General features: G+C 52.6%; 11 protein-coding genes and 2 pseudogenes. 4 read left to right on the plus strand and 9 right to left on the minus strand.

Features of this window, described 5'->3' with window-relative positions:
- Positions 1-30 precede the first annotated feature (30 nt).
- Positions 31-381 (minus strand): annotated as a pseudogene (locus NSS88_RS16480) (alpha/beta hydrolase); the annotation flags it as partial.
- Positions 382-415: 34 nt separating this feature from the next.
- A complete protein-coding gene (locus NSS88_RS16485) occupies positions 416-919 on the minus strand; it encodes a metal-dependent hydrolase (protein WP_049625993.1) in 504 nt (167 codons plus the stop codon).
- A gap of 171 nt (positions 920-1,090) precedes the next feature.
- On the opposite strand from NSS88_RS16485, the gene NSS88_RS16490 reads away from it, so the two are divergent.
- Genes NSS88_RS16490 through narI form a run of 4 tightly spaced genes read left to right on the plus strand, consistent with a single transcriptional unit; the run spans position 1,091 to position 7,546 of the window.
- Positions 1,091-4,777, plus strand: coding sequence for a nitrate reductase subunit alpha (locus NSS88_RS16490; RefSeq protein ID WP_340994597.1), 3,687 nt, complete (start codon positions 1,091-1,093; stop codon positions 4,775-4,777).
- A complete protein-coding gene (narH, locus tag NSS88_RS16495; RefSeq protein WP_340994596.1) occupies positions 4,767-6,236 on the plus strand; it encodes a nitrate reductase subunit beta in 1,470 nt (489 codons plus the stop codon). The genes NSS88_RS16490 and narH overlap by 11 nt, the downstream gene beginning before the upstream one ends.
- A 54-nt stretch (positions 6,237-6,290) precedes the next feature.
- The gene (gene narJ / locus NSS88_RS16500; protein ID WP_014195921.1) at positions 6,291-6,866 is read left to right on the plus strand and encodes a nitrate reductase molybdenum cofactor assembly chaperone; all 576 of its coding nucleotides are present in this window, start codon (positions 6,291-6,293) and stop codon (positions 6,864-6,866) included.
- Complete coding sequence (gene narI, locus NSS88_RS16505) at positions 6,842-7,546, plus strand: respiratory nitrate reductase subunit gamma (protein ID WP_055358318.1); 705 nt, start codon at positions 6,842-6,844, stop codon at positions 7,544-7,546. Before narJ ends, narI begins: the two co-directional genes overlap by 25 nt.
- 218 nt (positions 7,547-7,764) lie before the next feature.
- Here the strand turns inward: narI and NSS88_RS16510 are convergent, their stop codons facing one another.
- From NSS88_RS16510 to NSS88_RS16540, 7 genes and pseudogenes are all read right to left on the minus strand, one after another.
- Positions 7,765-8,292, minus strand: a complete 528-nt coding sequence (locus NSS88_RS16510; RefSeq protein WP_055358317.1) for a hemerythrin domain-containing protein — start codon at positions 8,290-8,292, stop codon at positions 7,765-7,767.
- Between the two features lie 117 nt (positions 8,293-8,409).
- A pseudogene (locus tag NSS88_RS16515) lies at positions 8,410-8,505 on the minus strand (pyruvate synthase alpha chain); the annotation flags it as partial.
- 169 nt (positions 8,506-8,674) lie between these two features.
- Complete coding sequence (locus tag NSS88_RS16520) at positions 8,675-9,469, minus strand: uroporphyrinogen-III synthase (protein ID WP_049625990.1); 795 nt, start codon at positions 9,467-9,469, stop codon at positions 8,675-8,677.
- Positions 9,470-9,682: 213 nt separating this feature from the next.
- Positions 9,683-9,928: a hypothetical protein gene (locus NSS88_RS16525; RefSeq protein WP_055358315.1), complete on the minus strand. Its 246-nt coding sequence runs from the start codon at positions 9,926-9,928 to the stop codon at positions 9,683-9,685.
- A 108-nt stretch (positions 9,929-10,036) separates the two neighbouring features.
- Complete coding sequence (locus NSS88_RS16530) at positions 10,037-11,284, minus strand: RNA-guided endonuclease InsQ/TnpB family protein (protein WP_341085454.1); 1,248 nt, start codon at positions 11,282-11,284, stop codon at positions 10,037-10,039.
- A gap of 42 nt (positions 11,285-11,326) precedes the next feature.
- Positions 11,327-12,460: an IS4-like element IS5377 family transposase gene (locus NSS88_RS16535; protein WP_015375695.1), complete on the minus strand. Its 1,134-nt coding sequence runs from the start codon at positions 12,458-12,460 to the stop codon at positions 11,327-11,329.
- A 266-nt stretch (positions 12,461-12,726) separates the two neighbouring features.
- Complete coding sequence (locus NSS88_RS16540) at positions 12,727-15,093, minus strand: immune inhibitor A domain-containing protein (RefSeq protein WP_049626257.1); 2,367 nt, start codon at positions 15,091-15,093, stop codon at positions 12,727-12,729.
- Positions 15,094-15,170: the final 77 nt, after the last annotated feature.

Genomic DNA, 15,170 nt, shown 5'->3' on the forward strand with positions numbered 1-15,170 from the left:
TGAACAGGATCAGCCATATACCGATTCGTTTTATCCGGCGTGCTTGGCGAAAAATTCGAGAGACCGTTCAATAATCATCGGTTGGTCGTAATCGAGCGTCGCCACATGGTAGCTGTTTCGGAGGCGGACGATCTCTTTCTCCGTCGATGAAATACCTTGAAAGATGATGTCGGCGTTTCCCGGCGGCACGACGTGATCTTCGTCGGAGACAAAAATCAACGCCGGACAGACGATGCGATCGAGTTTCGCTTTTGTCTGTGCCATCGGCCTAGCCAGCTGAAGAAGCGAAGCGGTCGGCGTTTTCTCGTATGCCAGCTCTTTCACATCCGGATTTTTCAAGTCCGAACCGATCGAATCCAGATACCTCGGCAGCTCGCCGCCGCACCTCTTTTTTCCTTTTTTTGATCGGACGCCGTTACCACATCGACAACCATGACCGCCACCATTCGTGAAACAAGCCGTTGACGCCAAAATAGACGAATGCGATCCAAGCGATGCCAACCAATGCTTTCTCCATCCCTTTTCCCGTCCGATAGAGCGGCACTTTCCACCGCTTGGACGAAAACGGCCAAAACAGCGGCACCCCTTGAACAGAAAAAAAGTCTTCCACAATATGAAACAAGTAGCCGAGCACGAGCCCAGCGGTAAACAGCGACGCCGAGTCGCGCCAGACGAGGGCGGCAAGCACCCCCCAGACGATGAGCGAATGCGTCATGCCGCGATGGCCGAACGCTTCTTTTACTTTCCCCGCGACGCCGAACGAACGGCGGCCGACGTATGACGACGGCTCGTCAATGTCAGGAAGAAGGCTGCCGATGACAAGCCCCGCCGTATAGGCGGCGGTAAACGGCAGCTTTGTATGCGCGGCCGCCGCCGCGCCGAGGCATAATGTGGCAATGACATGGCTGGAGTATCGCAACGAAATCCCCTCAAACTTTTATCGTTTTCCCCATTATACCACAGAAAAGAATATTCGTTCGTTTTTTTGACGGATTTGTGACAATGATACCAAGTGTGACAAAGTTAACATCGCGTTATTGACATCATGGCTATAGTTAAAAGTGCACAACGCTAATAAGGAGTGAAGCAAATGAAACGAAAACGATCTCCGCTCACCAACCGTTTCAAATATATTCGGCCGATCGAGCGCCAAGCCGACGGCCATAGCGAAACAACCTACGGCGACCGCGCCTGGGAAGATGCGTACCGTCGCCGCTGGCAGCACGACAAAGTCGTCCGCTCGACCCATGGCGTCAACTGCACGGGGTCGTGCAGCTGGAACATTTACGTCAAAAACGGCATCGTCACCTGGGAAGGACAGCAGCTCGACTATCCGTCGACCGGGCCGGATATGCCGGACTTTGAACCGCGCGGCTGCCCGCGCGGCGCGAGCTTCTCATGGTATATGTACAGCCCGCTGCGCGTCAAATACCCGTATGTCCGCGGCATCTTGCTTGACATGTGGCGCGAGGCGCTCTCCCATCATCCAAACAACCCGCTTGAGGCGTGGAAAAGCATCGTTGAAGACCGCGAAAAAGCGAAGCGCTACAAACAGGCGCGCGGGAAGGGCGGATTCGTGCGCGTCAGCTGGGATGAAGCATTGACGCTTGTCGCCGCTTCTTTATTGTATACGGTCGTCAAATACGGCCCGGACCGCAACGTCGGCTTCTCCCCGATTCCAGCCATGTCGATGGTCAGCCATGCCGCCGGATCGCGCTTCATGCAGCTGATGGGCGGGCCGATGTTAAGCTTCTATGATTGGTACGCCGACTTGCCGCCGGCGTCGCCGCAAATTTGGGGCGACCAAACGGACGTGCCGGAGTCAAGCGACTGGTACAACGCCGGCTACATCATCACCTGGGGCTCGAACGTCCCGCTCACCCGGACTCCGGACGCTCACTTTTTAGCCGAAGTGCGCTACCGCGGCACGAAAGTCGTCTCCGTCAGCCCAGATTACGCCGAGTCGACAAAATTCGCCGACGACTGGCTGTCGGTGAAGCAAGGGACGGACGGCGCCTTGGCGATGGCGATGGGACATGTTATTTTAAACGAATATTACGTCAAACGGACCGTTCCATATTTTGAACGATATGCCAAAACGTACACCGATTTTCCGTTTGTCGTCACCTTAAAACAAAACGGCGGCACATGGACGGCCGGCCGCTTCTTGTTGGCGAAAGACCTTGGCAAACAAACGAACAATGCCGAATGGAAGCCGGTCATCTATGATGAAAACACCGGCTCGTTTGTCGTGCCGAATGGAACGATCGGCGCTCGCTGGGAAGACAAAGGAAAATGGAACTTGCGTCTTGTTGATGAGGAAACAGAACAGCCGCTTGAGCCACGCCTGTCGTTTTTAGGGAGCGAAGATGAAGTCATCTCGATCCAGCTTCCATATTTCACCGCTGAGGGCGGAAAAACGATCGAACGCGCGGTTCCAGTGAAAAAAGTGCAAACCGTAACAGGAGACGTTTACGTCACGACCGTCTATGATTTGATTTTGGCCAACTACGGCATTGACCGCGGCATCGGCGGCACAGTCGCCCGCTCGTACGATGACGAGGTGCCATTCACGCCAGCATGGCAAGAAGCGATCACCGGCGTCGACCGCGAACTCGTCGTGAAAATCGCCCGTGAGTTTGCCGACAACGCGATCGACACAAACGGCCGGTCGATGATCATCGTCGGCGCCGGGATCAACCATTGGTTCAACTCCGATACGATTTACCGCGCCGTCTTGAACCTTGTCTTGTTCGTCGGCGCCCAAGGGGTGAATGGCGGCGGTTGGGCCCATTACGTCGGGCAGGAAAAGCTGCGGCCGGTGGAAGGATGGCAGACAATCGCCACCGCTCGCGACTGGGTCGGACCAGCGAAATTGCAAAACGGCACGTCATTCTTTTACTTTGCGACCGACCAATGGCGCTATGAAGAGCGGCCGGTCGATGAGCTCATCTCACCGCTGGCCAAAAAAGCGCGCTATTCACACCCTGGCGATTACAACGTCTTGGCCACGCGGCTTGGCTGGCTGCCGTCGTACCCGACGTTTAACAAAAACGGCATCGAGCTGTATAACGAAGCAGTAAGCCATGGAGCCCGCACGCCGGAAGAGATCGGCGCCTACGTCGCGAAACAGCTGAAAAAGAAAGAATTGCAGTTTGCGATCGAAGATCCGGACAACGAGGCGAATTTTCCGCGCAACTTGATCGTCTGGCGCGCCAACTTAATCTCAAGCTCCGGCAAAGGGCACGAATACTTCTTAAAACATTTGCTTGGCACGACGAACGGCTTGTTAAACGATGACCGCGACAGCCTGCGCCCGGAAGAAATCCGCTGGCGCGATGAAGCGCCGGAAGGCAAGCTCGATCTGCTTGTCAACTTGGACTTCCGCATGGCCGGCACAGCGCTCTACTCCGATGTCGTCCTGCCGGCAGCGACATGGTATGAAAAACATGACTTAAGCAGCACGGATATGCATCCGTTCGTCCATCCATTCAATCCAGCCGTGCCTCCGCTCTGGGAAGCGCGCTCGGACTGGGATATTTTCAAATCACTCGCGAAAGCCGTATCTGATGTCGCCAAACAAGCCGGCTTAAAGCCAATGAAAGAAGTCGTCGCCACTCCGCTGTTGCACGATACGGCGCAAGAGCTGGCGCAGCCGTTCGGTGAAGTGAAAGACTGGAGCAAAGGCGAAACTGAACCGATTCCGGGCAAAACGATGCCGAACATTCATGTCATCGAGCGCGACTATACGCTCATTTACGATCAAATGACCGCCCTGGGTCCGAACGTCGCCCGCCAGCCGATCGGCACAAAAGGGATTGCCTGGTCAGCGAAAGACGAGTATGAACAGTTGAAACGCCGGCTCGGCACTGTCCGGCGCGCTTCCATCGCCGACGGCTGCCCGGATATCAGCGAAGCGAAAAAAGCGGCTGAAGCGATTTTGACGCTGTCATCAACTACAAACGGCAAAATGGCGGTGAAAGCGTGGGAGGCGCTTGAGAAAAAGACGGATTTGAAATTGGCCGATTTAGCGAAAGAACGCGAGGAAGAATGCTTTACGTTTGAACAAATCACCGCCCAGCCGAAAACGGTCATCACCTCGCCGGCGTTCAGCGGCTCGGAAAAAGGCGGGCGGCGCTACTCGCCGTTTACGACGAACGTCGAACGGCTCATCCCGTGGCGGACGTTGACCGGCCGGCAGTCGTTTTACATCGATCATGAACTGATGCGCGAGTTTGGCGAAACGATGGCGACGTTCAAGCCGGTGTTGCCGCACCGTCCGTTTTCAAACAAACGCCCGAAAGAAAACGGAAAGGAAGTCATCTTGAACTATTTGACGCCGCATAACAAATGGTCGATCCACAGCATGTATTTCGACTCCTTGCCGATGTTGACGCTTTTCCGCGGCGGGCCGACCGTGTGGATGAACAAAGATGATGCGGCCGAAGCCGGCATCAACGACAACGACTGGATCGAATGTTTCAACGAAAACGGCGTCGTCGTCGCCCGCGCCGTCGTCTCCCACCGGCTGCCGCGCGGCATGGCGTTTATGCACCACGCGCAAGACCGTCATATTAACGTGCCGGGCACGAAGCTGACAAACAACCGCGGCGGCACACACAACAGCCCGACGCGCATCCACGTAAAGCCGACGCATATGATCGGCGGATATGCACAGTTAAGCTACGGATTCAACTATTACGGACCGACGGGCAACCAACGCGACCTGTACGTCGTCATCCGCAAACTCGAGGAGGTTGATTGGCTTGAAGATTAAAGCGCAAGTCGGCATGGTGATGAATTTGGACAAATGCATCGACTGCCATACGTGCAGCGTCACGTGCAAAAACACATGGACGAACCGCCCCGGCGCTGAATACATGTACTTTAACAACGTTGAAACGAAACCCGGAATCGGCTATCCGAAACAATGGGAAAACCAAGAGAAGTATAGAGGCGGCTGGGAGTTGAAAAACGGCGAACTGCGGCTCAAATCCGGCTCGAAAGCGATGCGGCTCGTCAACTTGTTCTACAATCCGTACCAGCCTACGATCGACGATTACTACGAACCGTGGAATTACGACTATGAAACGTTGACGAACAGCCCGCTAAAACAATACCAGCCAGTGGCGCGGCCGAAATCAAGCATCACCGGCGAATGGATGGAGCTGTCATGGGGGCCGAACTGGGAAGACGATCTGGCCGGCGTCCATATCACCGGTTTGCGTGATCCGAACGTTGTCAAAATGGAGCAGGCGATCCAAACGGAATTTGAGAATGTCTTTATGATGTACTTGCCGCGCATTTGCGAGCATTGCCTCAATCCGTCATGCGTATCGAGCTGCCCGTCAGGCGCCATGTACAAACGCGACGAGGACGGCATCGTCCTCGTCGACCAAAACGCCTGCCGCGCTTGGCGGTATTGCGTCACAAGCTGTCCGTACAAAAAAGTGTATTTCAACTGGCAAACGAACAAAGCGGAAAAATGCACGCTCTGCTTCCCGCGCATCGAAGCCGGCATGCCGACGATTTGTTCGGAAACGTGCGTCGGCCGCATCCGTTACATCGGTGTGATGCTGTATGACGCTGACAAAGTGAAAGAAGCGGCGAGCGTCACAGATGAGAAACAGCTGTACCACGCCCAGCTTGATATTTTCCTTGATCCAAACGATCCAGCCGTCGCCGCCGCCGCGAAAGAAGCGGGCATCCCAGACGAATGGATCGCCGCCGCACAGCGCTCGCCGATTTACAAAATGATCGTCGACTGGAAAATCGCTTTGCCGCTGCATCCGGAATACCGGACGCTGCCAATGGTATGGTACATTCCGCCGCTGAGCCCGATCATGAATACGATCGAAGGAAAAGGAAGCCAAGCGAGCGCCGATGACATCTTCCCGGCCATTGATGAAATGCGCATTCCGATCGAATATTTAGCGAATTTGCTGACGGCGGGCGATACGGCGCACATCCGTACGACGTTGAAAAAAATGGCGGCCATGCGTTCGTATATGCGGGCGAAACAAACGAACAAACAGCCGGACACCCGTCTCATTGAATCGCTCGGCTTAAGCCGTGAAGACATTGAAGAGATGTACCGTTTGCTCGCGATTGCCAAATACGAAGACCGCTTCGTCATTCCAGCATCGCACCGCGAAGAAGTCGCTGACCTCTACGCCGAACAAGGCAGCTGCGGGCTGGCGTTCGCCGGCGGCCCGGGCGCTTGCGGCACGCTGTAAAAGGAGAAAGAAGGCGAGCCCCGCCCCCTTCAATAATGAAATGGAGGATTTACGATGAACAGCGAACAACAACAAACGGTCTTTCTATGTGTATCGTATTTGTTGTCTTACCCGGACGAACAGTGGGCCGAATCGCTTCCTGACTGCCTAGACGCCATCCGCTCGCTTGACGATGAAACCGTCCGCGCGCCGCTTTTGGCAGTGGCCGAACAGCTCGCGGTCACCCCGGCTCGAGAGCGGATGGAGCAATATGTCGAAACATTTGATTTCGGCAAAAAAACGAATTTGTACTTGACGTATATGACAAACGGCGAGCAGCGGGAGCGCGGAATCGAACTCGTCGCCTTAAAAGCGCGCTACGAGGCGGCCGGATTCGCCGTCTCCGATCACGAGCTGCCCGACTACTTGCCGCTCATGCTTGAATGGATGGCCTATGCAGATCAAGAGCATACGACCGCCTTGCTCGCCGATTATGCCGGCCATATCCGCGAAATCGGCGACCGGCTGGCAGCGGCAGGCAGCCCGTATGCACAGCTGTTTGACGCGCTCAATCACACATTCACTCAACTCGGCGTGACGCCGCTCCCGAAAGGAGGTGCAACGGCATGGCCAGCCAATTTCTCTGGGTGATTGTTCCGTATTTAGCGCTTGTCCTATTTGTCGCCGGCCATATTTGGCGCTACCAGCACGACCAGTTTGGCTGGACATCCAAATCAAGCGAACTGCTTGAAAAACGGCAGTTGCGCCTTGGAAGCCTTCTCTTTCACTGGGGCATTTTGTTCGTGTTTGTCGGCCACGTGATGGGCATTCTCATTCCCGAGCCGTTTTACGAGGCGCTTGGCGTGACAGAAGAGATGTACCACGCCCTCGCCTTGGCAGGCGGCATTCCGGCCGGCTTGGCGGCCTTCGTTGGTTTCGTGATCCTTTTTCGCCGCCGCTTGACGGTCAAGCGCGTACGGGTGACAAGCAGCACCGGCGACTGGGTCGCGCTCGGATTTTTGCTTGTCGTGATCGCCAGCGGGTTGTCGTCGACGTTTCTGAACATCGATTCGCACGGGTTTGATTACCGGACGACAATCGGCCCGTGGTTTCGCGGCCTTCTTACGTTCCGTCCGAACCCAGCTTATATGGAAGCGGTGCCGCTTTGGTTTCAGATTCATATTCTCGCTGCATTCGGTTTGTTCGCCGTCTGGCCGTTCACCCGCCTCGTTCACGTATTCAGCTTCCCGCTCCGCTACTTGCAGCGCAGCTACGTCGTCTATCGAAAGCGAATGCCAAAACAAGCAGAGCCGGTCAACCGCGCCAAGTAAGCGAGCGGCGGGCGTCACATCAGGAACCCTAAACTGAACAGGCGGAGGGGGCAACCGATTGCCTAACAGCCGGCCTGTCAACTTTAACGGCGGCGGGAACGAAACAACGTGCGCTTCCGCATACCCTAACGATCATGCATAACAACCGGCCAACAAATGAACCAATAATAAAAAACAGGATGCCCGTCGTTTGGGGCATCCTGTTTTCCATTTGTTACTTAGTTAATGTGCGCAAACAGCTCCTCTTTCTCCGCATCGGACAACAACCGCTCGGCCATCGGGAAGAGTACGTTCTCCTCTTTCATGAAGTGCTCATCCAAAATATGATACGCCTCAATCACCGCGCCGGCAAGCGTCAACGCCTGCCTGCTGTCGATGTTCTCCGGCAGCTGGGCGGTCTTTTCTAAAAACATGGAAAGGCGCGTTTTCGCCTGTTCGTGTTCGTATTCCATAACGGCGATAGGGCCGGTCGTCCGCCCGATGTACCGAGCCATCATTGGGAACAATACGCCTTCTTCCCGCTCCGAATGCGGATCTAGGGCGGCGACGAACGATTCAACTTTTTCTCTCAAATCAGCGAGCGGCTCACGCCAGTTGCGGTCATTTTCCCCGCGGCCGATCGCCTCCGCTGCGGCAAGCAGCTGCTCCATTTGGGCGCGCAGCGGGCCGTGTTCTTGTTTTAATTGCGCCAGACCGGCGCATAATTTCACCCCTTCAGGGCCGCCCATATGGCAAAATGAATGCATCATCAATTCCTCCTTTTTATGATCCGTCCGTTGTTTCCATTATACTGTGTGCAGCATCTCCATCGTTGTGAGTCATATCACACCGCCGACAGGCAAGCGCAAAAAAAACAGCGCGCTCGCCCCCATGAGCGACGCGCCGTAGCAAATCCCCGCCGAACCGTGCTCGCCATCTGCTGGAATGAGCTTCGTTTCATGCTCACCCCGCCCTTTCATATGAAAAATACATACCCAGTTTTATTATAAGCGGAAAATGTTCGAAAAACTGTGACAAAAAATAAACAGTTTAGCATTTTTGATGAAACACAATATAAAACATTTAACAAAAAGATGATCTCTTATATAGCAGGTTGGACAATTGATATAAAACAACCCTCAACAGAGCTTATTGTTGAAAATAACGGGCAAGCGTCACAATCATCGCTCCCATCCGCTCATGTTCCGGGGCGATGACGCGATCGACTCCCTCTTCTTCCAATGCTTCTTTTGTCACTTTGCCAACGGCGCAGGCCACGACATCGGTGCGAAACGCGTCAAAGAGCGGTGCGATCTCTTTTTTCTCGCGGGCGAACGAAAAGAAAAAGCGGACTTGCATCGCCGATGTAAAACAGACGGCATCGACTTCGCGCCCGACGATTTCTTTATACAATGTCGCCAGTGTCTCCTCATCCGGAGCGATATGCCGGTATGGCAACAATTCCGTATACAAAGCGCCTTGTTCAAGAAAAAACTGCTTCAAGGCTGGCGCGGTATCGCCGTACAGCTGTACAACAACGTTTTTTTCCGCAAAGTCGTGCCCATAAAGAGCAGCAATCAACCCTTTCGTCGTCCCGTCCTCGCTTGCGGCCACCGGGGTGACGCCGATTTGTTTCAACGCCGTCACCGTTTTATAGCCGCGGGCAGCCACGTTCGCTTCCTTGATCGTTCGATGCCATTGAGCAGCCATTCCCTCCCGGTTGGCCGCTTCCAACAGCGCCTCAAAGCCGATTCCCGTCGTAAATACGATCCAGTCCGGCCGCATGGCGATGACGGTTCGCATTTCCTCTCCCAGTTCGCTTCCCTTTGAAAAGGCGGTCCCTTGCGCCGGACGAATGATGGCCGTTCCTCCTTGCTTTTCAATAAGCGTTGTCATTTCGTCCAGTTTGCGTGACGCGCATAAGGCAATCCGTTTGCCATGCATGTTCCTTCCCCCTTATGGTCAGTCGTTCGTCCTTTCCATTCTAAAAGATGGTCTTTGCCTATGCAACAAAAAACCATTCCGCTCCCTGGCACATCGCAACGCGAATGCCGCCTTCATTGGGGATAGAGCCCAGCGCAACAGAACAGACCGCAGGCAGAAACAGCCGACCACCATCAAAAAAAAAACACGCGCCCAAAGACGCGTGCCCTCCGTTCAACGAGTATGTACCATGGCCTCTTCTCCCTGACGGTCAAAGGAACCGATGATGCGCGTCGGCTCGACGGAAATGAGCCGGTCCAACGGAATGTTCATTAGACGCATTTGCCGGTTGTAAACAAACAGTTTGCGCGTGTCCTGATACAGCTTGACCGGCAGCACGACCGCTTCCCCTTGATAGGTTTTTACACGCACCGGCTGCTTCTCGGCAATCCACGCCGACAGCTGTTCATACCATTCCATTCTGATTGTTCCCCCTTCTCATCCGATCCTACTTATGATTGTGAACTACCCCCACTTAATTTTCTAGCGAAAATTTGAAGTGGGGGCTTCCAAAGAAGTTTGACTGCTTCAAGCAATCCTTATTCTTTGAGGCGTGTCCACTTCGCCGCTAGAGCATAAGACACTCAGGTCTACAGCTTTACTTTTCTTTAAGATGTTTAATGCGCCATTGACATCAGCATTCATTAGTTTGCCAGACTTTGTTCGATACAAGCCGCGCTTAATACGTTTGCCGCTGAACTTATATTCTTTTGGATTGTCGGCATTATATTCAGGAATCTCATCGCCGTCAAAAAAGCTGGCTTGAGACGTATAGGATTCTTCCTGTTTCAAGAATTCAATGCCGTAAAATTCACAAAGATATTCTAGTTTTTCTTTTATGTTACCGAGAGGAATATTGACAAAGTTTTGATTTGTCTTTTTTCCTAGATTCATATTGCATTGCCATGTTTCCGCATAGCCAATGACAAGTTTGCCAATTTGATTTTCAATACAGTAGTTAATGATGTAACGGCAAGTCTTGTTGATATAATCATTCACTTTATTATTGCGATTCATAGCAAGCAAAGCCTGTTTACGAGTGGTGCCTTTGATTTTTTGCTTATCTTTTATGCTTTGAAGTCTGGCATTTTCTTTGTTAAACCATTGATTGATACTTTTTAATCTCCGCCCATCAATGATGAATGATCTGCCGTCTGATGTGACACAAGTGGCAACATTGTTTAATCCTAAATCAATTGCCAGTGCTTTTTGGTCATTTAATTCTCTTTGATCTTCAGGCATTTCATATTTGTACTGAATCTCAAAGAACCTGGCATGATGCTTAGGAATGATTTCAATCTGCTTAATCTTTTTGTCCAGTAACACAGGCGGAATCGTTATCGTGATAGGCTTGTGAGTCTTTTTAAATAGGCGAGAATACGGTATCGTGAATTTGTTGCCGTCTATACGAATCTGGCCAATGATCAGTGAATGAAAGCCATCTTTTTTAAGATATTTTGGAATACTGATAGCCTTGTGGTCATATTTTCCTTGTTTGGCAAGACTGATCAAACCAAAGAAAGATTTAAAGGCTTCATTGACCTTTTTTAAAATTTGCTGTGCCATGTTGCTGTTTAACAGCTTATAGTTTTCGTTAGTTTTGGCAAGATGATAGTTTTTCTCATAATTAAGAAATTCCTTGTGTTCAAAATAGTATTGTCTGACATTGTACAATCCGACGTTGTACATGTTCTTGGCAATATGGCACAGTTCTCGAAGAGTCAAGTATTCTTCTTTGGTCAAACCATTTAGCTGTTGTTTGATACAAAAATACATGTTTTCACCTCCCATCTAACTATATGATACCACGAGTGTTGATTATCCAAAATTATACATACGCCTTCCATAAATTTGGGCATACTCAAACAAAGCAGCGGCCATCCCGGATTTCCAATCGAGAGGAAGCTGCCCAGAGAAAAAACGGCGAACGAACGAAATGAAGGAAAGAGAGACGTTCGTCTGTTTTTTGGTTTGATCATACAGCCATCGCAGCAACACATACGCGATGAACGCCGCAAACAGTTGGTTGTATACCGCATTTTCCGTCGTGCCAAACAAGGTCGGGACATTCAGATATTGCTTCACCCAACGGAAAAAGACCTCAACAGTCCAACGTTGTTGGTACATGTCGGCAATGGTTTCCGCAGACGCATGGAAGAGGTTCGTCACGACCCGAATGTCGCGGCCATTCGCATCTCGAAAGATCACTACCCGGTGACGCTTGGTGGAGCGGCATTGTTTCGTCCCCAACTGGCACGTGAAGTCGGCTTGAACCGATGAGGATGTGCTGGAAAGGCGTTTCAAGCTTTTTTTCTGATGAAGTTCGATGTTGTCCTTCATTCGAATGACAAAGAGCTGATGCTGCTCCACAAATCGATCGAGGCGTTCGATTTTGAAATACGCCCGGTCTTCCACGAGCACTTGTTGAGCGTTCGTCAACTGTTCTCCCACCGGGCCATCATGACGCAGTCCGATGGTTTCCACCACGTCTGCCGGCAACGAGGATTCCGGCGAATACGCGACGTGCAGCTTCACTCCGGCGCGTTCGCCGTGATACGGAGCCCATGGGAGGCGGTTTTTCCCGACCGTGACGGTCGTCGAATCCACCACCCGAAGCGGTTTGGGAAACCGAAGCGAACGGCGGGTTTGGCGGTTGCACTTGGAAATGATCAACGCCAACAAGCGTTTCATGATGTCATAGGGAACTTCTTTCGCTTTCTTGGATACTGTGGAATAATGGAATCGCGGCAATCCATACAGAGGCCCCACATCGGCTCCGTGGCGAAAGCTTTTCCATTGATGCATGGCGGCCAGCAGGAAGAAGTGAATCAACTCGCGCAACGTAAAGGTTCGAGACGAATCACGATACCCAACCGCTTCGGCAATCAGTTGAATCTCTTCATCCGAAACAAGTTTTTGCATCAAATTCGGGAGTGTGGTATGCTTGTTCATAGAGAGCACCTCCTGGGTTTGTTTGTGTCGTTACTCACATTCTACAGGAAAGGTGCTCTTTTTTCTATACCCTTTGGATTTTATTGGATAATCAACACGCCTGATATGATACTATATTTTACTGAATCTATCCTATTTTCAGCAAAATATAGTTAAGGCGATTCATCTCCCACTTACTCCGCTTTGCTTCGTTGAAGGGGAGTCTTCTCGCCTAATTAAGATAAATGTTCAGCGCACGGAAATGTTCCGTGCGCCTTTGGAGGTGGTCAGCGGTGGATCAACACACGCGCTGCGGTGCGGTCAGCGCTTTCGCCGATCACGCGGATTTTCAACCCGTAGTTGGGCACGTTCCGCCCTGCGTCGACGGCCCCTTTATTGTCATACGACCGGCTGTCGTCAAACGCCGGCGTCGGCGATGTATCGTTGTCGATCAGCTGTGAGCCATTGATTGCCACGCGGAATGGGGCTCCTTTTTGCAGGCTGAACGCCGCATCGTGCACTTGATAGCGAGTCGGCGCTGTCGTATTGCCCGACCATTTTAACGTATGCTGGTCGGCATCCACAACGCCAAGAAACCCTTCGCCCGGATGGACGCCCGTCCAGTTGTTGTCATAGCCTTCATCCACATACCAGACGACAAGCCCTGGATCGTACGAAAGAAGCCGGTCGCCGCGCAAAATATGGGCGAGCCCTTCATCGACGCCGCGGTGGTTGCGCCATTCCAACAAATAGTAATGATCCGAATACCGCTTACCATCGCTCTTTTCAAAGCCTTCCACCGCAAAGGCGCTGTCCCCTTCGGCGTCGTCGGCAAGCACGATTGCCCCATCAGCTGTCACTTGGATGTTGTCAATATACCAGCCGGCTTCCGACACCGCCGCATCAGTGATGTAATGGAAACGGAGGTCAATCGTTTGTCCTGCATAGGCCGACAAGTCAAATTCCGCCTTCACCCAGCCGTTTGACGTACCGGTAATGCCGTTGCCAGGGTTTTGCCTGTACGGATTGTCGGTCGTTGTAATGTTTCCTTGAATTGTTGTCCATTCGTTGCTGCCATGCGGTTTTACTTCTACCGCCCCATAATCCCAGTCTTTCTCAATCGCATACCATGTATCAAATGCCAGCGTCGCCTTGGACGCTTTCGTCAAATCGATCGTCGTTGCCATCGTATGATCTAAGTTGTTTCCGCTTCCAGAGAAATAGGCGTACACACCGCTTGGCGGGGTCGTGATGACCGTTTCTTTGTCCGGCAAGTTGATGCGCACGGCATCGTTGTTCGTCCCTTTCGTGCTTGCTTCGTCAAGCAATACTTCTACACCGTCTTTTGTAATCTCATTCCATTCAACGGTCGCCCCGGTCAGCCAGTTGCTTCCCGGCATCGTCGATTGCAAAAACTGTTTCGCCCAGGCGCTGAAGCCGGTCGGCTCCGTGCCCGGAATGCGCCCCGCCCAACTCCCGCTGGACATAATCGACCAATAGGCAATAGGCTCGCCCAAGCCGGAGTAAATCGTATCATATTCATCCGGCAGCCCTAAATCGTGGCCGTATTCATGGGCAAACACCCCTGCCGCCCCATCGGCCGGTTCGATTGTGTAGTCGTACGCCGCCAGCTGGCCGCGCCAATACGGCACATCGGTTGTTGTGTTCGGGATGCGATAGACCGATCCCAAATTCCAGCGGTGCGACCAAATCGCGTCGCCGCCGAGCGAACCGCCGCCCGCCTCTTCACCGACGCTCGAGTGGATGATCATCAAATGATCGATCAAGCCGTCCGGCTCGCGGTAGTTGCCGTCGCCATCCAAATCATACCGATCCTCTCGGTCAAACTCGCGCAAATTGATGCTCGGGTCTTTCGCAGCCGCCGCCAGCGCCTCGCGCACAAGCGCCCGCGGATTGGCGTCATTGCCATCCGAGGTCGGCACGTTGCCGCCATAGTATTTAGCCGGATACTTCGCCTGATACCAGCCCGCCACTTTTCCTTCGATCGAATAGCTGCCGCCTGATTGCTCTTCATAATACTTTTTCACCGAGATGAGTTTTTCTCCGTTCGGTCCTGCGTAATAGCCGTCGTCCCCGCCGAAAATCATGTCTTCATAATGTTCACGGGTATAATCTTTATAATACATATCCGTCTCATTCGGGTGAATGCGGTTGTGCGGAAAATCCGGGTATTCAATGAGCAAAACGAGCACGCGGTCCACCCGCTTGCCACCGTTCCATGCCTCTGGCTTGACAGACGGAACGGAATCTTTTTTCGTCTGGCCAAGCTTTTTTCCTTTCCCATTCAAAATACTGTTTTTCTGCCCCTTCTCGCGCAGCACATCGGCCCGCTTTGCCTCGTATTCGTGCAATTCTCCTTTTTCTTTCGAAGTGTGGGCCGCCTTTTGTTTTAAATAGGCGCGCACCGCTGCTTCCGCCTCAGCTGGGGTGGCGTCAGCGCGAAGCTTGCCGCTTTTTTTCAACATCTCCGCCAGCTTCTCTTCATTCGCCACCGCCAAATCGACCGGACCGCCGTGCCTGGCTGCCAAAGGTGCTCCCGAATTGGCGGCCTGCGGGGCGGCCGCCGGCACTGCCCATAGGCCCATTCCAAGCGACAGCGCAGCAACAAGTGATGTGATCGACCGTTTCTTCAAAAACATCCCTCCATATCAAATAAAAGGTTGATAGAAAATATATACAATTAAAATATTATAGAATAATTCCAAAAAAC

It is taken from the genome of Geobacillus sp. FSL W8-1251 (assembly GCF_038005945.1).
Lineage (GTDB): Bacteria > Bacillota > Bacilli > Bacillales > Anoxybacillaceae > Geobacillus > Geobacillus stearothermophilus.